Here is an 18,501-nt window from a genome sequence, read left to right on the forward strand (position 1 = left end):
TTACGGCGTGTTCCCAGCATAAAAAAGTACGTTATCGCCTTCTACTCTGTACTTGATTTGAGAGGGGGTACTTATACTTTTTAACGCCATATCGAGGTCTGTGTTGTTAAAGGTACCGGTAAAATTGATTTCGGTGTTCACATTTTGGGTAGTGACCTTAACGTTGAACTGTCGCTCCAATTCGGCAAGAACGTATTTGAGTGGTATGCGCTCAAAGCTGCTCTCGTTGCTCATCCATGCAGGAGCATTACCTTGTGGCATGGGGGATTCCACAATTTCACCATTGATGACCATAAAGGAAGTACCAGCAGGCAATTTGGTTTCCATGCCTTGGTAGGTTACGCTTACCAATCCTTCAAAGCAGGTAACTTCAAAAAAGTTCTGCCTGTTTTCCACATTGAACTGGGTTCCCAATACGGCTACGGTACCCTGATCTGTAGAAACGGTGAATTTTTTTCCTTTGGAAACCTTAAAGAAAGCTTCTCCCTTAAGTTTAACGTCGCGTTGCTTGTCCCAATTTTTCTTGCTGTACGAAACTTGGGATTCTGCGTTCAAGAAAATTTCAGAGGCATCAGGAAGGGTCACTTCAGTACGTTGGGCGTATTCCGTGGATACGGTTTCGTTCAAAGTGTTTACATAAAAATAGGAACCGGCGAGTAATATGGCAATTACCGCGGCCACCTTCAAGAAGTTCTTGAAGGGGTTCAAAGTGATGACCTTCGGCGCAGTGCCAATGCGCTCTTCTTTTAAATGGGCGAGGGCTTGGTCCATATCAAAGTCGGGGGCCTTTAAAGTACTAGTGACCTCCTTCAACTTTTGGTACGAAGCATACTCGGCAGATGCTTTAAATTCTGCCAGCTCCGTTTCCGAAAGCTCTCCGTTGAGCCACTTTGCCAAGTAATTTTCTTGCATGGTTTCTATGCTTTACCTTGTTATAACAATCAACTCCTAAAAAACCCTACCGCTACTTTGTTGAAAATCAACATTTTTAAAAAAATCGGTTTCAAAGGGGTTTGTATTTTATATGGGTTAAATATAATTCATTAAAAATCAGTCATTTAAATTTCAAATCCCATCTATATGTTCGCGAAGGCTTTTTAGGGCCAAATGCATCCTTTTTTCAATGGCCTTTACACTAACACCTTCCATTTCGGCAATTTCTGCGTATTTCTTACCATCAACCCGGTTGAGCAAAAAAGTGGTTCGTTGATTTTCTGGCAAGGCGTTCAGGGCATCCTCCAATTTTTGTTTGTATTCTTTTTCCTCCATCAAAAATTCTGGTGACTCATGGGAACGGTCATTGGTGGTATCGGCATATTTCATCCTTACCTTTTCCGCCTTGATTACATTCAGGTAAAGATTGTTCGCCACCGTGTACACAAAAGATTTGGCTTTATCCGGACTCACCTTGGCGCAGTTTTCCCAAAGCTTCACAAAAGCTTCCTGCACGGCATCGTGTGCTTTCTCCTCGTTTCCGAACTTATAAAAGATATAATTGAAAACCGTTTTGGAATGGGCCTTGAAAACGGAACTGAATATATGGTCTTCGCAGACGTTGCTCATTTGGCAAAAATTGTAATTGCAATCAAAGATATTTTAAAAAAAATTAAGATAAAGTAGGGTTTTTTTTAAGATGGTTGTTTCACTATCGAATTATAACCCCAAAATTCAATTTGTTATGAAAAAGTTGATGAACAACGTTTTGCGCGCAGCACTAGTTGTACTTGTTTTTAGTTTTACTTCCTGCCAAGAAGAATTTGAAGTAGTTGGCGGAGGAACAGAGGAGCAGACCATTTCTGCAAGTTCCTCTACGGCCGTCCTTATTGAGGATACTTGTTCCCATGACGGTTCTTTTGACAATATAGTGGATGGTGCCAGTTGTTTGGCCATCCAGTTTCCATATACCGTTGAGGTAAATGGAGTACAGGTTACCATCGATTCTGAAATCGATTTAAAAGTAATCGAGGAAATTTTTGATGAACTCGATACCGATGATGATATCTTGAACATCGCTTTCCCGATCACCATTACCCTGGCCGATTACAGTGAGATCACCATCAATAGTTTGGATGAGCTTGAGGCTATGGCCCGCGAATGTTTGGAAGGTGGAGATGATGACGATATCGAGTGTATCGATTTTGTTTACCCCATTACCTTGTTCACTTTTGATGTGAATAATCAGCAAACAGGTAAAATTACCGTTGAAACCGACAAAGGTATGCGTAGGTTCTTCTCCGAATTGGAGGATAATGAACTGGTAAGCATTGAATACCCCATTACCCTTAAAAAATATGATGGTACCCAAGTTGTGGTGACCAACAATGCCGAATTGGCGGCTGCATTGCAATTGGCCAAGACCGAGTGTGATGAAGACGACGACGACGATTACAATGATGATGATTTTACCAAAGAGGAGTTGGACGCTTATTTGGTAGCTTGTCCATGGGAAGTACGCCAGATCATCAGAAATGAGGTAGACAATACCGAACAATATTTTGAGCACATCATGACCTTTACTGAAGATGGTAATTTAGTGTTGGGTGGAGGTGCCAATGTATCCATTACAGGTACTTGGACTACTACAACGACTGATACCGGTGTATACTTGAGATTGAGTTTCGAAACTATGGTCGATTTCAATATTGAAGGTCAAGTTTATGAACTTGAAGAAGGTGTCATCAAACTATACCAAAACAGTGGCAACAGGATCGTACTTAAAAAACGATGTGATGTTGACCCCATTGGAGAAACTGATCCCGATACCTTGAGAGCCATTTTGAACGAGTGCCAATGGGTGATCAAAAAGGTGAAAAACCAAGGTGAAGAAGTAGAAAGACTTTTGGGCTATCAATTTGAATTCTCTGCAGAAGGAAGCGTAACCTTGAGCAATGGTGTAGATGTTAAGGAAGGTACTTGGGAATTGGGATACAACAGTCAATTACAGTTGTCCCTAATGATCACTATGGGTGAAGAAGCAGCTGTAAGCTTTGAATGGCCCGTACGCGAATTGACCCAATCCCGTTTGAAGTTCGAGATTACCGGTACTGATTACGAAATGATCCTATTGCGTGTTTGCAATGATAGTGCTGATGATGGTGATGTGTTGGAAATCAGGAACATTGCCATGGGTGGCCCTTGGAACGTGGCCCTTTACAAAGAAGGTGAAGTGGATATGACCGCTGCTTATGCAGGAATGGACTTTAATTTCAATGCCATGTACCAGGTTGAAGTATCCGTAAACGCCGACCCCATTGCCAATGGACTTTGGAGGGTATTGCGTGACTCTGAGGATGGATTGAAATTCTACATCAATTTTGATAGTACCGATGATCTTGGTGAGCTAACGGACGATTGGAAGATCGTTTCCATCACCTCCACAAGAATAGAACTCTCCGATGAGAGTGGTGATGGTACTATCGAGACCTTGGTATTCGAGAAACCTTAATTAAATAACCAATTACAACGAGAACACTATTTGCTATGAAAACCTCAGTATTAAAATTCGCATTCATTATGTTGATCGCTTTTGCCAGTTGCAGCACTGACAATAACGATGAAGGAACAACCGATAATTTGACCGCTTCCCAAATAACGGAGCTAAACGGAATTGCCTTGAGTGGTGATTGGGTCATCACCTACTTTTTCGATACCGATAAGGAAGAAACTTCAAATTTCAACGGTTATACCTTCACATTTAATGCTGATGGTACGCTGGTTGCATCCAATGGCACCACAGATGTCAATGGAACATGGTCCATTACGGATTCCAATTCCAGCGATGATGATAGCAACAAGGACAGTGATGTAGATTTCAATATTTTATTCACCTCACCTAACAATTTCGAGGATTTGTCAGATGATTGGGACATCGTTTCCTTCACCTCTACTCGAATTGAGCTTATTGATGTAAGTGGTGGTAACGGGGGTACGGATAAACTGGTATTTGAGATCAACTAGATAAATTTCCCCAATCTTTTTTTAAAAAAAGGACGGCTCTCCCCAAAGCCGTCCTTTTCTTTTTTTATTATTCTTAAATTTGTGCTTCCTTTTAAACAAAGAGAACCTATGTTCGACAATTTAAGCGAAAAACTGGATAAGGCGCTCCACGTCCTCAAAGGGCATGGGCAGATTACTGAGATTAATGTTGCGGAGACCCTCAAAGAAATTAGAAGGGCCCTGTTGGATGCTGACGTCAACTTTAAGATAGCAAAGGATTTTACCAATAGGGTAAAAGAAAAGGCCATGGGTCAAGATGTATTGACCACTCTTCAACCGGGGCAATTGATGGTGAAGATCGTTAAGGACGAACTCACCGAGCTTATGGGAGGCGATGCAGAAGGAGTCAACCTATCGGGTAATCCTTCCATCATTTTAATGTCCGGACTGCAAGGTTCCGGTAAAACCACTTTCTCCGGAAAGTTGGCCAATTTCCTCCTGAGTAAAAAGAGCAAGAAACCATTATTGGTGGCGTGTGACGTATACCGACCTGCTGCGATCGATCAGTTACACATTGTTGGGGAACAAATAGGGGTAGAGGTATATTCCGATCGGGAGAACAATGATCCTGTGGCCATTGCCAAGGCAGGTATTGCCCACGCCAAGAGTTTGGGCTGTAATGTGGTCATCATCGATACCGCGGGTCGTTTGGCTGTGGATGAACAGATGATGGCGGAGATTGCCAACATCCACAAGGCGATCCAACCGCAAGAGACCTTGTTCGTGGTTGATGCCATGACAGGTCAAGATGCGGTGAACACCGCCAAGGCGTTCAACGATGTCCTGAATTTTGACGGGGTAATCCTTACCAAACTCGATGGTGATACCCGCGGTGGTGCCGCGATTTCCATCAAATCCGTGGTGAACAAACCGATCAAGTTCATCGGTACGGGAGAAAAAATGGAAGCCATCGATGTGTTCCACCCTTCCAGGATGGCCGATCGTATTTTGGGTATGGGTGACGTGGTTTCCTTGGTTGAACGTGCCCAGGAGCAGTTTGATGAAGAGCAGGCACGAAAAATCCAAAAGAAAATTGCCAAGAACAAGTTCGGTTTTGATGATTTCTTGAGCCAGATACAACAGATCAAGCGTATGGGGAACATGAAGGACCTCATAGGCATGATCCCTGGAGCTGGAAAAGCCCTAAAAGGCTTGGATATTGATGATGATGCCTTTAAGCATATTGAGGCCATTATCCATTCCATGACACCGGATGAACGTTCAACCCCAACTTTGCTCAACGCCAGTAGAAAAAAGCGAATTGCATCAGGTAGTGGAACCTCCATTCAAGAGGTGAACCAGTTGCTGAAACAGTTTGATCAAATGAGCAAGATGATGAAGATGATGCAAGGCGGCGGCGGTAAAAAGATGATGCAGATGATGCAGAATTTGAGGTAATTTAGCGGCGCTATTTCGGTACACCCACTATACCCATGAAAAAAACCTTGTTCGATCTTACCAAAGATGACTGGAATACACTTTTTCCGGTAGAATTGGTAGACCATGATCCTAATTGGAAATCTATTTTTGAAGCTGAAAAGCATCTGATTTTCAATGCAAATGGGTCGGATAGGATTCTTAGAATCGAACATTTCGGAAGTTCTTCCATTCCTAACATCAAGGCCAAACCTTACATCGACCTATTGATCGAAATCCCTGAAAATCTGTTGTTTGATGAAGAACTTATCGAACAGTTCAAGGAGTTGGGCTATACCCATTTTAAAGTACCTGCCAGGGAGGGAATCGATGCCTACATGTCCTTCGGGAAGGGATATAACTTGGATGGGGTGAAGGAGCAGATATTTCACATCCACATGTGTCCCAAAACCAATGTCATGTGGGAACAGATACAATTTCGGGATTATTTGATCCAGCATCAAGATCGAGCCAAAGCATATGAAGCGCTCAAAATGGAATTAGCATCAAAGTATCGGAACGATAGGGGAGCCTATGTGCTCGGTAAAACCGAATTCATCCAACAAACACTGAAAATCATTACCTTAAATAACCAAAAATAAAACCATGGAAATCCTCGACGGAAAAAAGATATCGAACCAGATCAAAGAAGAAATTGCCGTTGAAGTGGCGCAAATGAAGGCACGGGGAGAAAAAGTACCTCATTTGGCTGCCGTTTTGGTCGGTAATGATGGTGCCAGCCTTACCTATGTGGGCAGTAAGGTGCGTTCCTGTCAAAAAATAGGCTTTGAATCCACTTTGATCCATCTTCCCACGGAAACTTCCGAAGAAGAATTGTTGAAACAGGTTCATGACCTGAACAACAACCCCGATATTGATGGCTATATTGTGCAATTGCCATTGCCCAAACACATTGATGAAGAAAAGGTTTTGATGGCCGTGGATCCCGATAAGGATGTGGATGGGTTTCATCCCACCAATTTTGGTAAAATGGCGCTTGAGATGGAATCCTTTATTTCGGCAACCCCCTTCGGGATTATGGAATTATTGGATCGTTACAATGTGGAAACGGATGGTAAACACACCGTGGTAATCGGTCGTAGTCATATAGTGGGTAGGCCTATCAGTATTTTGATGAGCCAAAAGGGGAAACCGGGAAATGCTACGGTAACCTTGACCCATAGCCGTACCAAGGATATTAAGGCACTTACCCTACAGGCAGATATTGTGGTTTCCGCATTAGGTGTTCCCAATTTCTTAAAGGCCGATATGGTAAAAGATGGCGTGGTCGTAATTGATGTAGGCATCACGCGTGTAGCCGATGATTCACATGAAAAAGGCTACTACATTACCGGTGACGTGGATTTTGAAAATGTAAGCAAAAAAGCTTCCTACATCACACCCGTTCCCGGAGGTGTTGGACCCATGACCATTGCCATGCTCTTAAAAAATACCTTGTTGGCGAGGGAACGCCACAATGCCAAATAAGCTAGTTCGGTTGTTCTTGTACGGTATCCGCTACCTGGGTGGCTTGCTGTTCCTCGTCTGGATTGATGTAGTCAAATTCGGTGTCGTTTTCATCATTGGTACAGCTGGATACCGCCATGGATGAGAACACAATGGTGAGCAAAAGTAGAATTGTTTTCATAGTCGTAGGATTTGGGATGGCCCTTGGGCCTGTTCTACACCTATACAACGATTTGCCAGCAAAATTCTTGTTTTTCTGACCAAATATTCGATAACTTACTTCCTTGTAAATCAAACTATATGGCCAAAACGGTGCGTAATAAGGTTGCTTGGATTGTGTTTGTGCTATTGGCCATCGGTATAGGCCTATATCCTTTGTTCTATCTTGTAACTTCTGGTGAATTTGGACTGCTATTAGGTAAGGACGAGGCCATTCGCGCCAATGAAGTCTGGCGCATAGCGTTTTACGGCCATATTATTTTTGGAGGACTGTCCTTGTTGTCCGGTTGGTCACAATTCAGTAAAAAACTGCGAGCCAAAAACCTGAACCTACACAGAAACTTGGGCAAATTCTACGTGATTTCCGTTCTCGCAAGCGGGCTTTGCGGTATCTATCTGGGGATTTATGCTACAGGAGGCATTATTGCATCTGTTGGATTCATCAGCTTGGGTATCGTTTGGCTATTCACTACCATCCTGGCATATTTGGCAGTAAGGAAGAAGGATCTGACCCTTCACCAAGGGATGATGATCTATAGCTATGCTGCCTGTTTTGCCGCAGTTACCCTTCGGATATGGTTACCAATACTCACCATTGTATTTGGTGAATTTTTATTGGCCTATAAAATTGTAGCTTGGCTCTGCTGGGTCCCCAACATGATTTTTGCGCATCTGTGGGTACGAAGAAAGGGGCTTACCTTGGCTTGATCTATTTGGCAAATAATTGTCCCATATCCTTAAAAGCTTTGAATTCCAAAGCGTTGCCGGCAGGATCTAAAAAGAACATGGTTGCCTGTTCTCCCACTTCTCCTTTAAAACGGATGTACGGTTCGATCACAAATTCGATGCCCTTGCCTTCCAATTTTTTGGAAAAGGATTGAAAGGTGTCCCAAGGTAATACCACACCATAATGGGGAACGGGAACATTTTTACCATCAACAGGGTTGGTATGTAGCTCCTCTTCGGATTTGGGTTTGTAATGGATGACCAATTGGTGCCCAAAAAGATTGAAATCTACCCAATGATCGGCAGATCTTCCTTCCTCGCATTCCAAGACTTCTCGGTAAAAAGTCCTGCATTCATCCAAATTGTGAACGGGGATGGCCACATGAAAAGGGGTAACGTTTTGCATCTCTTATTTTTTCTGAAAATTAGGATAACTTTTTCAAGCTTCCAAAAATGAAATGATTTGATCGTTCACATCGTCCTGATGCATGGAATGCCCTAGTCCTTCGGTGCTGACCAATGTGCTTCCTTCCCAATTCTTGTTGACGGCCACCGAAGCATGGTAAGGAGTGATCTGATCCAATTTATCGTGGAACAAAAGCCCTTTTTTGCTGATGGATTGGGCAAATTTAGATGTGGAAAACTCATTGATTCGAAAACCAAAACGGTTCAGTACGTAGGCATCGAGTTCCTTCATTACCCGATTGTTGAACTTTAGAATGTTCTGAAAATGCTGCATGATCTCATGGAATTCCGAAGGGGAACCAATGGTTACCATTTTCTCCACCTCCGGACTCGGATTTTTATATTGGTTGTAGAGAATGGTCATCCCACCAACCGAGTGCCCGATCAAATGTTTGGGATTGTATTTTTTGACCATGTGGTTCACAGCTATCTCATAAAGGGGCACATACAAATGTTTGCCCGTGGAATAGCCATGGGAAGGTGCATCGAACGCAATGATATTGAAATCGGCCTCCCGAAGCTTTTTGATGAGATTACGCCAACGGAAGGTGTTGCTTTCCCAACCGTGGACCAACAGAACGGTTTCCTTGTTCCCTGGCCAGTGATAGGATTGCACTTTATGTCCTTCAACTTCTTCAATGGCCAATTTGGCCCCTTCCAAATAATCGGCCTGTTGAGGCAGTACTCTACCTTTCCTTACCGTACAAAATAAATGGAAGGCACTGTCTGCTGCTTTTTTGGGTGCCATCAAGGTGTATACATTATAATACTGGCCATAAGCCAGGGGCAATATCTTCTTGAGTACTTTCTTCATAAGGTTACTTTTTGTAACTTACTCTTAATTTGAAACTAAAATTACATATTCCTTTTTGAAGAAGAAAGAGGTCACAAACTGAAAGCTAGGTGTTTATATGGAAACTGTTACTGAAAATCAACAAGTTAGAACTCAAAAAAAATTAGAAAAAATGTTCGGGCATATTGATTACAGAAACCCACCCGAACTTTGCCCGGTGCGTGATGTGATGTCCGTGGCCTCGGACCAATGGAGTATCTTGATTCTTTTATGGTTGGGTTATTTTCAGGTGCTTCGCTTCAACAAACTTAAAAAGTATGTGTACGGCATCTCCAACAAAGTATTGAGCCAGCGTTTAAAAATACTTGAGGCCGACGGTTATATAGAAAGAAAGGCCTATCCAGAAGTGCCTATTCGGGTGGAATATAATCTGACCGAATTTGGTCAAACCTACGTGGAAAAACTGTTGGAACTGGCCGAATGGATGCACGACAATAGTCCAAAAGTTATCGCCAATCGGGAACAGTATGGTTTGAATTAACGCAAATAGATCTTTGATCTATTCCCATCCCAACATCAAATATTTCAATTTGGCCTCATCCGGAATTTGAACTTCTTCAATATTGGACATGGTGAACCTGAGATTGCCCGGTAGTTCTTCCTTATCCAACGTAAAATAAAGATTGCTTTCCTTTGGAAAGATCACCACACTGTTCAAAGTGGTCACGATCTTTTTAATGGGATATTTCTTTTTAAGGTCCGCAAACGTACTTTTCAACCCAATGCCTTTGTCGGAAATATATCTTGGATCCATGATTCTTACATTTTCTATGCCTTGGATGCTGTCTGTGTCAGGGGTAATGGATAATAAATGTTTACCCCCTTTTTCAAAGATTTCTATCTTGTTCGCCTTGGTGCCGGCCACTAATCGCGAGGTATCCATAACCACGGAATCTTGTGCGAAAATGGATTCGAGTTCACTGACCTTGGTGGTTTGGGTCATGGGACCCACGCTGGTTTCAGTGATTACAAAGGTTATCTCCTTTTCGCAGGATTGTACAAAAATAAGGCCCAAGAAAAGGGCGATTGCTTTCGCGGTATTTTTCATAAAATTATCGGATCACTTTTTTCAATACTCCTAGCATACCTCTAATGAACGTGGCACTGGTCAACACTTTTACCACAGGGTTCATACGGGTGCTGCTTCGGGTTGTAGTAGTTCTTCTGGTAGTTGTTTTTTGTTCTTTTACTTTTTCGGCTTCTTTTTCGGCCTTGGCCATTTTTTCATTGAGGATTTCGTAGGCACTTTCACGGTCTACTTCCTCGTTGTATTTTTTGATCAATTTGGATTTGCCCAAAACATCCTTGATTTCGGATTCGGTCAAAATATCCATTCGGCTCATTGGGGCTCTCATCATGGTGGCCGCCAAAGGGGTAGGTCTTCCTTTTTCATCCAAAGCGGAAATAAGTGCCTCCCCAGTACCAAGTGAAGTCAATACTTCCGCAGTATCGTAAAACTCGGAAATAGGATAGTTCTGTGCCGTTAATTTAATGGCCTGTCTGTCCTTGGCGGTAAATGCCCTTAGGGCATGTTGCACTTTCAAACCTAATTGCGCCAACACATCGTCCGGCACATCGGTTGGGTTTTGGGTCACAAAATATAGTCCGATTCCTTTGGAACGGATTAATTTTACGATGCTCTCTATTTGGTTCAAAAGGGCTTTGGAGGCATTATCAAAAATTAAATGGGCCTCATCTATGAACAATACCAATTCAGGTCTGTCACTATCTCCTTGCTCTGGAAAAGTGGAATAAATTTCTGCTAAAAGGCTCAACATAAAAGTGGAGAACAACTTTGGACGGTCCTGAATATCCGTCAGCCGGATGATGTTCACAAAACCTCTTCCATTTTCATCAATACGAACCAGATCTTCTACATCAAAGGATTTTTCCCCAAAGAAAAGATCGGCTCCCTGCTGTTCCAATTCAATGATTTTTCTCAAGATAGTCCCTGTGGAACTGGTAGAAATACGACCGTACGATTCCTGGAATTCTTCTTTTCCTTCCTCAGTGGCATATTGCAATACCTTTTTAAAATCCTTAAGGTCCAAAAGGGGCAGCTTATTGTCATCACAATATTTGAAAACCACAGCTACAATGCCTTCCTGTGCTTCGGAAAGATCCAAGATCCTGGACAATAACACCGGCCCGAATTCGGATACCGTGGCTCGTAAGCGAACCCCGTCCTGGTCAGAAAGCGACATAATTTCCACCGGAAATCCTTTGGCCTCAAAGGGCAGCCCGATCTTGGCATGGCGCTCGTCGATTTTAGGGTGTCCTGGGCTGGGCTGGGCAATACCGCTCAAATCACCTTTCAGGTCCATTAACAATACTGGTATACCTTTGTCGGAAAGATTTTCGGCCAAAACCTGAAGGGTCTTGGTCTTACCAGTACCCGTTGCCCCGGCAATTAGGCCGTGACGGTTAAGGGTCTTCAGGGGTATCTTCACAAATGCATTGGTCATGGTTTCCCCTTCCTGCATGGCGGCTCCCATCACAATGGAATCGCCTTTCATGGCGTAGCCTTGTTCTATATGTTCAAAGAATTTTTCTTTGTCGCCCATGGTGTTCAATTTCCGATAAAAATAGGGTAATTTTAAGCAAAACTAAAAACCGAACTATGAAACCTTTTCACTACGCCGTGTTGTCATTATTGATGAGCGGGGTGATGGCTACAACCTACGCCCAAGAAAGCACAGGGATTATTTTTCACAAATCGCACGAACCAAAAAAACAGAATGCCCCCTTCAGTGATGCTGTTCAGGCCGGGAATACTTTTTATTTGGCCGGGCAAATAGGTATGGACCAATCTACTAGAACCTTGGTGGAAGGTGGTGTGCAGGCGGAAACCGAGCAGGCGATTAAAAATATTGCGGATGTTTTGGCCCAATATGAAATGACATTGGACAATGTGGTGAAATGCACCGTGATTTTAAGCGATATCTCCGATTTTGGAGCCTTCAATGAAATCTACACCCAATATTTCACCAAAAAACCGGCACGGACCACTTTTGCTGCAAGTGGCATTGCAGCCAATGGCAAGGTGGAAATTGATGTCATTGCCGTTAAATAACTCAGTCTATCGTTAAAATTCCAGTGTATTAACAGAAGTGGTGATCCGAAGGATAAGTTTGTATCTTTCCAGTTATCGCATTAAACAATCACATGCAGTCTTGGTATCGATTTAAGGATAAAAAAGCGTCCCTTTTGATTATGGGGCTTTTATTGTTTTATATTGATTTTGTCCATGCTGCCTATAATGTAGCGCCAGAAATTGTTGCTGATGGTGACCAAGTGTATTGTCCACTAACGGCCATGCCCATCGTGACCAATTTTGATATCATAGATCCGGACGATACTGAAATTGATGCCTTCTATATTCAGATTTCCACGGGTTATCAGCGAGGATTTGATTTGTTGTCTCTGACCAATTCCCATCCCACCATTTCCACAAGTTGGAACAGTCAAGAAGCAAAACTCACTTTAACAGGTTCCGGTGGCGGTTCCATGCTGTATGTAGACCTTATTGCAGCTGTAAAAGATGTGGTCTTTGAAAGTACTTCGGAATCACCTACCGCGGAAAAGTTTTTCTCCTTTACCATCGGAAGTGTCAATTATTTGCCAGAAACAGGCCATTATTACGAGTATGTTTCCCAAGTGGGAATAAGTTGGGAAGAAGCTCGGGTGGCAGCACAGAACAGGACTTTTTTTGGACTTCAAGGGTATTTGGTTACAGTGACCTCTTCAGCGGAAGCCCAAATTACGGGAGAGCAGGCAGCTGGTACCGGATGGATAGGAGGGTCTGATGCCCAAACGGAAGGCGTATGGAAATGGATGACGGGGCCGGAAGCTGGACAGATTTTTTGGAATGGGAATTTTACGGGCAATTCCCCCAATTTTGCATTTTGGAACACTGAAGAACCCAACGATCTTAATGGTGAGGACTATGCCCACATTACCGCACCTGGAATAGGAATTACGGGATCATGGAACGACCTTCGGATTACAGGTGACGCCACCGGGGATTACCAACCCAAAGGCTATATTGTAGAATATGGTGGAATGCCAGGGGATCCTGTTTTGAATCTTTCTGCCAGTACCAAAATCAGCACGCCTAAAATTGAAAGCACGGTGCCAGCTGAACGTTGCGGACCTGGGGTTGTCACACTCAATGCAGCAACGACCATCGGGGAGGTTTGGTGGTTTGATGCCGATGGAAACAACATCGGGATCGGGGAAAGTTTTGATACTCCCTATTTGGATACTACAACCACATTTTATGTTCTGGCTACTTACAATGGATGCACCACTGGCCAAAAAACTTCTGTTCAAGCTGAGATAAAAATTTTGCCAGAAATCAATGATGGGGTTACCCTTACTAACTGTGATGCGGATGGTGTTTCGGATGGGTTCACCAATTTTGACCTTACCCAATATCTGTATCTGTTGAGCCCAAATGAACAACCCTTCAATTTTTCATTTTACCTCACTGCTGCTGATGCGGAAAATGAAGTGAACCGAATTGCCGCCAATGATTTCAACAATTCTGTGGCCGATCAGATTTATTTCCGGGCCGATGGTGTCGGTCCATATTGCCATGCTATCGGCACTGTCTATCTTGATGTGTCCACAACTTCATTTCCTGCTGGGTATCGATATGAATTGCAAACTTGTGATACAGAGGAAAGCGATGGGATTGCCCCATTTGATTTGACTGATGCCGAAGCCGATATGTTGGCACAGTTTCCATCAGGAAATGGATTGACCGTTACTTTTTATCAGACCGAAGATGATGCACTATACAAACGGAATGAAATTGGGAATACGGAGACGTATTTCAACAGTGTTCCATATTCCGATTCATTGTTTGTTCGGGTTGATGATGAAGGTTCAGGAACCTGTTTTGGGGTGGGGGAATATCTTTTTCTTACGGTTTGGCCTATTCCTTCCTTCGAGTTGGAAAGTGAATATTCATTCTGTACTGGAGGACAAGTTGAGGTTTCTCCAATAAATGCTTCAGGTAATTACACGTATTCCTGGCGAAACGAAGCCAATTTTGAAGTTGGGACCGGAGCATCTTTTTCTGCTTCAGAAGCAGGCAGGTACAGTGCCATTGCCACTTCTATTGAAGGTTGTGTTGCCTCACCAGTTTACTTTAATGTAACCGAATCAGGTCCACCTGATTTGTTGCCGGAATTTGTATTAGTCGATGATGATGGTGATACAGGAACCATTACCGTTTTATATGAAAATGGGGAATTGGGACTTGGAGATTATGAATTTTACTTGGATGACTTGTATGGAACCAAATCAGAAACCTCGGTATTTACAGAGGTGGAACCTGGCCTGCATACCCTTTTTGCTGTAGATAAAAATGGCTGTGGAATGGATTGGATCCAAGTTGGAGTGGTGGGAGTTCCTAAATTTTTCTCACCTAATGCGGATGGGATAAATGATTTTCTTGGGATAAAAGGCATCACCAGTGAATTTTACACAGAAGGCAGTTTTGCTGTTTTTGATCGTTATGGCAAACTGTTGGTCCAATTGGATCCCATGCTTCATGGTTGGACCGGTTTTTATAATGGTCGTCCTTTACCACCTTCCGATTATTGGTATGTGCTGCAGTTGGTGGACCATGATGGGGCCATCCATCTCAAAAAAGGACATTTCACCCTAAAGCAATAATAAAAGATAGCTGGGAATCAACGGGTAGAAATGTATCTTTGCACCATGGTTGAAAACAACGTGATGGAATTGGTGGAAAAGGGCCTGATGCTCCCCTTGATGGAAGAATTTTATACCATTCAGGGCGAAGGGTTCTACAAAGGAACGGCCGCTTACTTTGTACGAGTGGGTGGTTGCGATGTAGGTTGCCATTGGTGTGATGTAAAGGAAAGCTGGAATGCCGAAACACATCCCCCGACCGAAATTGACAGCATAATTACCAACGCTGAAAAATATTCCGATACCATTGTGATTACAGGCGGTGAGCCATTGACTTGGGACATGGGTCCCCTGACTGAAGGTTTGAAGGCCAAAATGATGAAGACCCATATTGAAACTTCCGGTGCATACCCTTTGACCGGAGTTTGGGACTGGATTTGTCTTTCCCCAAAAAAGAACAAATTGCCCGAAGGTGAAATTTACCAAAAAGCGGATGAGTTAAAGATCATCGTTTATAACAAACACGATTTCATCTTTGCCGAAGAGCAGGCTGCCCAGGTCAGCGAAAAATGTATTCTTTATCTGCAACCGGAATGGAGTGTCCGTGACAAAATGGTTCCACTGATCGTGGACTATGTGATGCAGAATCCTAAATGGAAAGTGTCCTTACAGACCCATAAATACTTGAATATCCCTTAGGCCAGATTTTATCGGCCACCATATTTTTGGAGATCTAGCAAACATTCGGCATCAAAATCAGGGATTGAAGCCAAGCCTTTGGATGCACGATTCTGCATGGTTTTCAACAAGGAGGTCCCAAATTCAAGTTCGGCACGCATTAAACAACCGGCCACATTGCAGTGGTTGGAGGCATCTGGATCTTCATGGTCATTGACCGACTGGGTGCTCAAGTTGACCAAGCCAAAAAGATGCCCAAATTCATGGAATAGGGTAGCGGTCTCCACATCGGCAACGGTTACCGCTGTACTGGCATTGGCCAATTCTTTGATGGTAGCCTCGTATGCGATCATGGAAGTATTTCGATATACGGCTCCTAAGGTAACAGTACCATCATCAGGATTATCGCTATCTGAAGGGGCATCGGCAAAATAGATGTAAATGGCCAATGTGGTACCATCGTTATATGCGGTTCTATTTTTGTTTTCCAAGTCGACCACTTCATCAAGGGTCAATGTCTCTTCACCTGGGGAGGTCAATGGGGTATATTTGAACTCAATGTTATCCTTGAAAGTCCGGGCTCTCAGGAAATTTTCAAAATTGGTAATGGCTTCCGTAGTAGGTTGTTGACCGGAAACGTATCCTATTTCAATCAGAAGTTTGTCAAAATTGGCGTTGGCCAAAAGGTCACTGGCCGAGGCTCCCGTTGTTAATCGGTTTCCCGATTTATCAATGGTGGAAGATGAATTGGATGGTGTGATATCGGAATCCTTGGAGCACCCGATCAATAATATCAATCCAAAAACCGTGTACAGTACATTTCTCTTTTTCATTTATAGCAAATATAAAATAGAACGTTCCATATCGGAATCTATTACTTTTTTAAGGTAAGCTTGGCCAAATAGTCGTAATGTTTACCGGAAACTAGCAGTTCGCATTCCATTCCGTTGGCCCAGCATGCATTTTGCAAGGTATTATAATCCAAATAAATCCAATCGAAGGGTTCTGTTTTCCAATCTTTATATTGCATGGTAAAGTTCACCTCTCCATAATAATGCCCGTTGTTGGGAATCCAATACCCACCATCCTCATCCTCATCGAACATATAGATGATATCGCTTGAATCTAACAATATCTGCCCATTCTCCCTCAACAATGAGGCCAAATGCTGTAAGAATGCGGTTAAATTGCCAAGAGTGCCTGCCAACCCGATGCCGTTCATCAATAACAACAATGTGTCGAAAGTATCACCGGAATAGTCCAAAATAGGGCTTAAAATCGTCTTTTGAACCCCTCTTTCTTTGGTCACGGCAATACAACCTTCAGAATTGTCCAGAGCGGTAACATCCAATCCTTTGTCCTGTAGATAAAGAGCGTGACTACCAGCGCCGCATCCAATATCCAGGATTTTTCCAGAGGCCATTTTTAGGGCCTTCTGTTCAATTTTGGGCATGTCCTTGAATTTTCGGAACAGGTAGGGAATGGGGATTATATCTTCTTCATCCAAAGAGGAAAAAGTTGTAATGTCCTCTGAATAGTTTCCGTGTTGAAAGTCCATGACGGCCTTGCCTAAAACGTCTGCCATGAAAGTGGTGTTTGTACAAAGGTGGGACTTTAATTGCAGAGAAAAGTTTAATTTGGATAAGTTTGTGCGATATGGATGAAATTCTTGATGGGTTGCCTCAAAAGGCCAAAGAAAAGCATGCGGAGAACAAAAAATTCTTCAACAAGCTGAAACAGCGTCCACCCAAGGACCTTGATTATGTGATGCAAGGACTTCACGAAGCGGAATTTGAACGAACCGATTGCCTTACCTGTGCCAACTGCTGCAAGACCACTGGCCCTCTTTTTACCAATGCCGATGTGGAACGGATTGCGAAGCATTTCCGGATGAAACCTTCGCAATTTATTGATACTTACCTTAGGGTTGACGAGGAGAACGACTACGTACTCCAAAGTGTGCCCTGTACTTTTTTGGGAGCCGATAATTATTGCTCCATTTACGAAGTTAGACCAAAGGCCTGTCGGGAATTTCCACATACCGACCGGAAAAAATTTCAACAGATCAGTAACCTCACCTTAAAAAATGTAGCCATTTGTCCAGCTGCCTTTAATATTGTTGAGGAAATGAAAAAGCGAATTAAATTTTGACAATTTTTTATATTTGAAAGTATGGAGCAGATCATTGCATACTTTGAAACCATTCCTTCAGCACACCGAAGCTTGATTTTGGTAGGAGGAATCACCTTTTTTTGGATTTTGGAAGGCATTATGCCATTGTTCGGCACTCCCTACAAAAAATGGCGACACTCGGTTCCAAACTTCTTTTTGACGATGACCACCATCATCGTGAATTTTCCGCTTGCCTTCCTATTGCTTAAAACATCGGATTGGGCAGTGGAAAACCAATTTGGCATCATCAATTGGTTGCCAGCGATGCCTTTGTGGTTGTACGTTTTGCTCGGGGTCATGTTGTTGGATTTGTTCGGGGCCTACGCCGCCCATTGGGTGGAGCACAAAGTGAAACCACTTTGGATGGTGCATTTGGTACATCATTCAGATCATCACGTGGATACCACAACTGCTAACAGACACCATCCATTGGAAAGTTTGATCCGCTACACATTTACCTTGGCTGGGGTTTTGATTGTGGGTGCTCCCATCGGTATCATCATGTTGTACCAAAGTTTGTCCGTTGTGTTTTCACAATTTAACCATGCCAATATCAAATTGCCCAAAAAGGTGGACAATGCCATAAGTTGGTTTGTGGTGAGCCCGGATATGCACAAAGTGCACCATCATTATCAATTGCCGTATACCGATTCCAATTACGGTAATATCTTTTCTATTTGGGATCGATTGTTCGGGACGTACATGATCATGGATGTAAAGGATATTGTATACGGAGTGGATACGTTTCCAGATGAAAAGGAAAACAGTAGCATTGTAGGACTTTTAAAACAGCCGTTTCACAAATACCGAAGGCCTACTACCAAGGGGTAAGGCGTCATTTCGAA

Annotated in this window: 21 protein-coding genes; 12 read left to right on the forward strand and 9 right to left on the reverse strand. The window is 43.0% G+C overall.

Going from position 1 to position 18,501, the window contains the following annotated elements:
* Positions 1-912 (reverse strand): FecR family protein, encoded by a 912-nt coding sequence (locus LKX84_RS00680; protein ID WP_228235015.1) that lies wholly within the window; start codon positions 910-912, stop codon positions 1-3.
* Between the two features lie 153 nt (positions 913-1,065).
* Entirely contained in the window at positions 1,066-1,563 is a 498-nt protein-coding gene (locus LKX84_RS00685) for an RNA polymerase sigma factor (protein WP_228235017.1), read from the reverse strand.
* A gap of 115 nt (positions 1,564-1,678) precedes the next feature.
* On the opposite strand from LKX84_RS00685, the gene LKX84_RS00690 reads away from it, so the two are divergent.
* The 5 genes from LKX84_RS00690 to folD all read left to right on the forward strand — a co-directional run bounded on the left by LKX84_RS00690 (position 1,679) and on the right by folD (position 6,900).
* On the forward strand, positions 1,679-3,445 hold the full coding sequence (locus LKX84_RS00690; RefSeq protein WP_228235019.1) for a hypothetical protein: 1,767 nt from the start codon (positions 1,679-1,681) through the stop codon (positions 3,443-3,445).
* A 35-nt stretch (positions 3,446-3,480) separates the two neighbouring features.
* Positions 3,481-3,957 (forward strand): hypothetical protein, encoded by a 477-nt coding sequence (locus LKX84_RS00695; RefSeq protein ID WP_228235021.1) that lies wholly within the window; start codon positions 3,481-3,483, stop codon positions 3,955-3,957.
* Positions 3,958-4,065: 108 nt separating this feature from the next.
* Positions 4,066-5,394, forward strand: coding sequence for a signal recognition particle protein (gene ffh / locus LKX84_RS00700; protein WP_228235026.1), 1,329 nt, complete (start codon positions 4,066-4,068; stop codon positions 5,392-5,394).
* 35 nt (positions 5,395-5,429) lie between these two features.
* Complete coding sequence (locus tag LKX84_RS00705) at positions 5,430-6,014, forward strand: GrpB family protein (RefSeq protein WP_228235027.1); 585 nt, start codon at positions 5,430-5,432, stop codon at positions 6,012-6,014.
* A 4-nt stretch (positions 6,015-6,018) separates the two neighbouring features.
* Positions 6,019-6,900: a bifunctional methylenetetrahydrofolate dehydrogenase/methenyltetrahydrofolate cyclohydrolase FolD gene (gene folD, locus LKX84_RS00710; RefSeq protein WP_228235028.1), complete on the forward strand. Its 882-nt coding sequence runs from the start codon at positions 6,019-6,021 to the stop codon at positions 6,898-6,900.
* A gap of 1 nt (position 6,901) precedes the next feature.
* Here folD and LKX84_RS00715 read toward each other — a convergent pair whose 3' ends face one another.
* Positions 6,902-7,060: a hypothetical protein gene (locus LKX84_RS00715; RefSeq protein ID WP_228235029.1), complete on the reverse strand. Its 159-nt coding sequence runs from the start codon at positions 7,058-7,060 to the stop codon at positions 6,902-6,904.
* A 119-nt stretch (positions 7,061-7,179) separates the two neighbouring features.
* Between LKX84_RS00715 and LKX84_RS00720 the strand changes: the two genes are divergently transcribed.
* Positions 7,180-7,806 (forward strand): DUF2306 domain-containing protein, encoded by a 627-nt coding sequence (locus tag LKX84_RS00720; RefSeq protein ID WP_228235030.1) that lies wholly within the window; start codon positions 7,180-7,182, stop codon positions 7,804-7,806.
* A 1-nt stretch (position 7,807) separates the two neighbouring features.
* On the opposite strand, the gene LKX84_RS00725 is transcribed toward LKX84_RS00720, so the two are convergent.
* The gene (locus LKX84_RS00725) at positions 7,808-8,230 is read right to left on the reverse strand and encodes a VOC family protein (RefSeq protein ID WP_119645993.1); all 423 of its coding nucleotides are present in this window, start codon (positions 8,228-8,230) and stop codon (positions 7,808-7,810) included.
* A 33-nt stretch (positions 8,231-8,263) separates the two neighbouring features.
* Positions 8,264-9,103: an alpha/beta hydrolase gene (locus tag LKX84_RS00730; protein ID WP_228235031.1), complete on the reverse strand. Its 840-nt coding sequence runs from the start codon at positions 9,101-9,103 to the stop codon at positions 8,264-8,266.
* A gap of 151 nt (positions 9,104-9,254) precedes the next feature.
* Here LKX84_RS00730 and LKX84_RS00735 point away from each other — a divergent pair, with 151 nt between their 5' ends.
* A complete protein-coding gene (locus LKX84_RS00735) occupies positions 9,255-9,623 on the forward strand; it encodes a winged helix-turn-helix transcriptional regulator (protein ID WP_228235032.1) in 369 nt (122 codons plus the stop codon).
* An 18-nt stretch (positions 9,624-9,641) separates the two neighbouring features.
* Here the strand turns inward: LKX84_RS00735 and LKX84_RS00740 are convergent, their stop codons facing one another.
* The gene (locus LKX84_RS00740; protein WP_228235037.1) at positions 9,642-10,190 is read right to left on the reverse strand and encodes a hypothetical protein; all 549 of its coding nucleotides are present in this window, start codon (positions 10,188-10,190) and stop codon (positions 9,642-9,644) included.
* Positions 10,191-10,194: 4 nt separating this feature from the next.
* Positions 10,195-11,706 carry a helicase HerA-like domain-containing protein gene (locus LKX84_RS00745; RefSeq protein WP_228235039.1) on the reverse strand — a complete coding sequence of 504 codons (1,512 nt, stop codon included), beginning with the start codon at positions 11,704-11,706 and terminating at the stop codon, positions 10,195-10,197.
* 56 nt (positions 11,707-11,762) lie between these two features.
* Here LKX84_RS00745 and LKX84_RS00750 point away from each other — a divergent pair, with 56 nt between their 5' ends.
* The 3 genes from LKX84_RS00750 (at position 11,763) to LKX84_RS00760 (ending at position 15,505) form a co-directional block, all read left to right on the forward strand.
* Positions 11,763-12,215 carry a Rid family detoxifying hydrolase gene (locus LKX84_RS00750; protein WP_228235041.1) on the forward strand — a complete coding sequence of 151 codons (453 nt, stop codon included), beginning with the start codon at positions 11,763-11,765 and terminating at the stop codon, positions 12,213-12,215.
* A 92-nt stretch (positions 12,216-12,307) separates the two neighbouring features.
* The gene (locus LKX84_RS00755) at positions 12,308-14,827 is read left to right on the forward strand and encodes a T9SS type B sorting domain-containing protein (protein ID WP_228235043.1); all 2,520 of its coding nucleotides are present in this window, start codon (positions 12,308-12,310) and stop codon (positions 14,825-14,827) included.
* 30 nt (positions 14,828-14,857) lie between these two features.
* On the forward strand, positions 14,858-15,505 hold the full coding sequence (locus LKX84_RS00760) for a 7-carboxy-7-deazaguanine synthase QueE (RefSeq protein ID WP_228235045.1): 648 nt from the start codon (positions 14,858-14,860) through the stop codon (positions 15,503-15,505).
* Between the two features lie 8 nt (positions 15,506-15,513).
* On the opposite strand, the gene LKX84_RS00765 is transcribed toward LKX84_RS00760, so the two are convergent.
* Together LKX84_RS00765 and LKX84_RS00770 are read right to left on the reverse strand one after the other, a co-directional pair.
* Entirely contained in the window at positions 15,514-16,317 is an 804-nt protein-coding gene (locus tag LKX84_RS00765; protein ID WP_228235047.1) for a hypothetical protein, read from the reverse strand.
* Between the two features lie 41 nt (positions 16,318-16,358).
* On the reverse strand, positions 16,359-17,069 hold the full coding sequence (locus LKX84_RS00770) for a class I SAM-dependent methyltransferase (protein ID WP_228235048.1): 711 nt from the start codon (positions 17,067-17,069) through the stop codon (positions 16,359-16,361).
* A 71-nt stretch (positions 17,070-17,140) separates the two neighbouring features.
* On the opposite strand from LKX84_RS00770, the gene LKX84_RS00775 reads away from it, so the two are divergent.
* Together LKX84_RS00775 and LKX84_RS00780 are read left to right on the forward strand one after the other, a co-directional pair.
* On the forward strand, positions 17,141-17,635 hold the full coding sequence (locus tag LKX84_RS00775) for a YkgJ family cysteine cluster protein (protein ID WP_228235050.1): 495 nt from the start codon (positions 17,141-17,143) through the stop codon (positions 17,633-17,635).
* Positions 17,636-17,656: 21 nt separating this feature from the next.
* Positions 17,657-18,487, forward strand: a complete 831-nt coding sequence (locus LKX84_RS00780; RefSeq protein ID WP_228235057.1) for a sterol desaturase family protein — start codon at positions 17,657-17,659, stop codon at positions 18,485-18,487.
* Positions 18,488-18,501: the final 14 nt, after the last annotated feature.

This window comes from Allomuricauda sp. M10 (assembly GCF_020782875.1).
GTDB lineage: Bacteria > Bacteroidota > Bacteroidia > Flavobacteriales > Flavobacteriaceae > Flagellimonas.

Bases quoted from the DNA above. Each gene is read 5' to 3' on its own strand.
- LKX84_RS00750 (WP_228235041.1), top strand. From the start codon at position 11,763: ATGAAACCTTTTCACTACGCCGTGTTGTCATTATTGATGAGCGGGGTG.
- LKX84_RS00715 (WP_228235029.1), bottom strand. From the start codon at position 7,060: ATGAAAACAATTCTACTTTTGCTCACCATTGTGTTCTCATCCATGGCG.
- LKX84_RS00760 (WP_228235045.1), top strand. From the start codon at position 14,858: ATGTATCTTTGCACCATGGTTGAAAACAACGTGATGGAATTGGTGGAA.
- LKX84_RS00680 (WP_228235015.1), bottom strand. From the start codon at position 912: ATGCAAGAAAATTACTTGGCAAAGTGGCTCAACGGAGAGCTTTCGGAA.
- LKX84_RS00690 (WP_228235019.1), top strand. From the start codon at position 1,679: ATGAAAAAGTTGATGAACAACGTTTTGCGCGCAGCACTAGTTGTACTT.
- LKX84_RS00780 (WP_228235057.1), top strand. From the start codon at position 17,657: ATGGAGCAGATCATTGCATACTTTGAAACCATTCCTTCAGCACACCGA.
- LKX84_RS00765 (WP_228235047.1), bottom strand. From the start codon at position 16,317: ATGAAAAAGAGAAATGTACTGTACACGGTTTTTGGATTGATATTATTG.
- ffh (WP_228235026.1), top strand. From the start codon at position 4,066: ATGTTCGACAATTTAAGCGAAAAACTGGATAAGGCGCTCCACGTCCTC.
- LKX84_RS00755 (WP_228235043.1), top strand. From the start codon at position 12,308: ATGCAGTCTTGGTATCGATTTAAGGATAAAAAAGCGTCCCTTTTGATT.
- folD (WP_228235028.1), top strand. From the start codon at position 6,019: ATGGAAATCCTCGACGGAAAAAAGATATCGAACCAGATCAAAGAAGAA.
- LKX84_RS00735 (WP_228235032.1), top strand. From the start codon at position 9,255: ATGTTCGGGCATATTGATTACAGAAACCCACCCGAACTTTGCCCGGTG.
- LKX84_RS00740 (WP_228235037.1), bottom strand. From the start codon at position 10,190: ATGAAAAATACCGCGAAAGCAATCGCCCTTTTCTTGGGCCTTATTTTT.
- LKX84_RS00775 (WP_228235050.1), top strand. From the start codon at position 17,141: ATGGATGAAATTCTTGATGGGTTGCCTCAAAAGGCCAAAGAAAAGCAT.
- LKX84_RS00705 (WP_228235027.1), top strand. From the start codon at position 5,430: ATGAAAAAAACCTTGTTCGATCTTACCAAAGATGACTGGAATACACTT.
- LKX84_RS00685 (WP_228235017.1), bottom strand. From the start codon at position 1,563: ATGAGCAACGTCTGCGAAGACCATATATTCAGTTCCGTTTTCAAGGCC.
- LKX84_RS00720 (WP_228235030.1), top strand. From the start codon at position 7,180: ATGGCCAAAACGGTGCGTAATAAGGTTGCTTGGATTGTGTTTGTGCTA.
- LKX84_RS00725 (WP_119645993.1), bottom strand. From the start codon at position 8,230: ATGCAAAACGTTACCCCTTTTCATGTGGCCATCCCCGTTCACAATTTG.
- LKX84_RS00730 (WP_228235031.1), bottom strand. From the start codon at position 9,103: ATGAAGAAAGTACTCAAGAAGATATTGCCCCTGGCTTATGGCCAGTAT.
- LKX84_RS00695 (WP_228235021.1), top strand. From the start codon at position 3,481: ATGAAAACCTCAGTATTAAAATTCGCATTCATTATGTTGATCGCTTTT.
- LKX84_RS00745 (WP_228235039.1), bottom strand. From the start codon at position 11,706: ATGGGCGACAAAGAAAAATTCTTTGAACATATAGAACAAGGCTACGCC.
- LKX84_RS00770 (WP_228235048.1), bottom strand. From the start codon at position 17,069: ATGGCAGACGTTTTAGGCAAGGCCGTCATGGACTTTCAACACGGAAAC.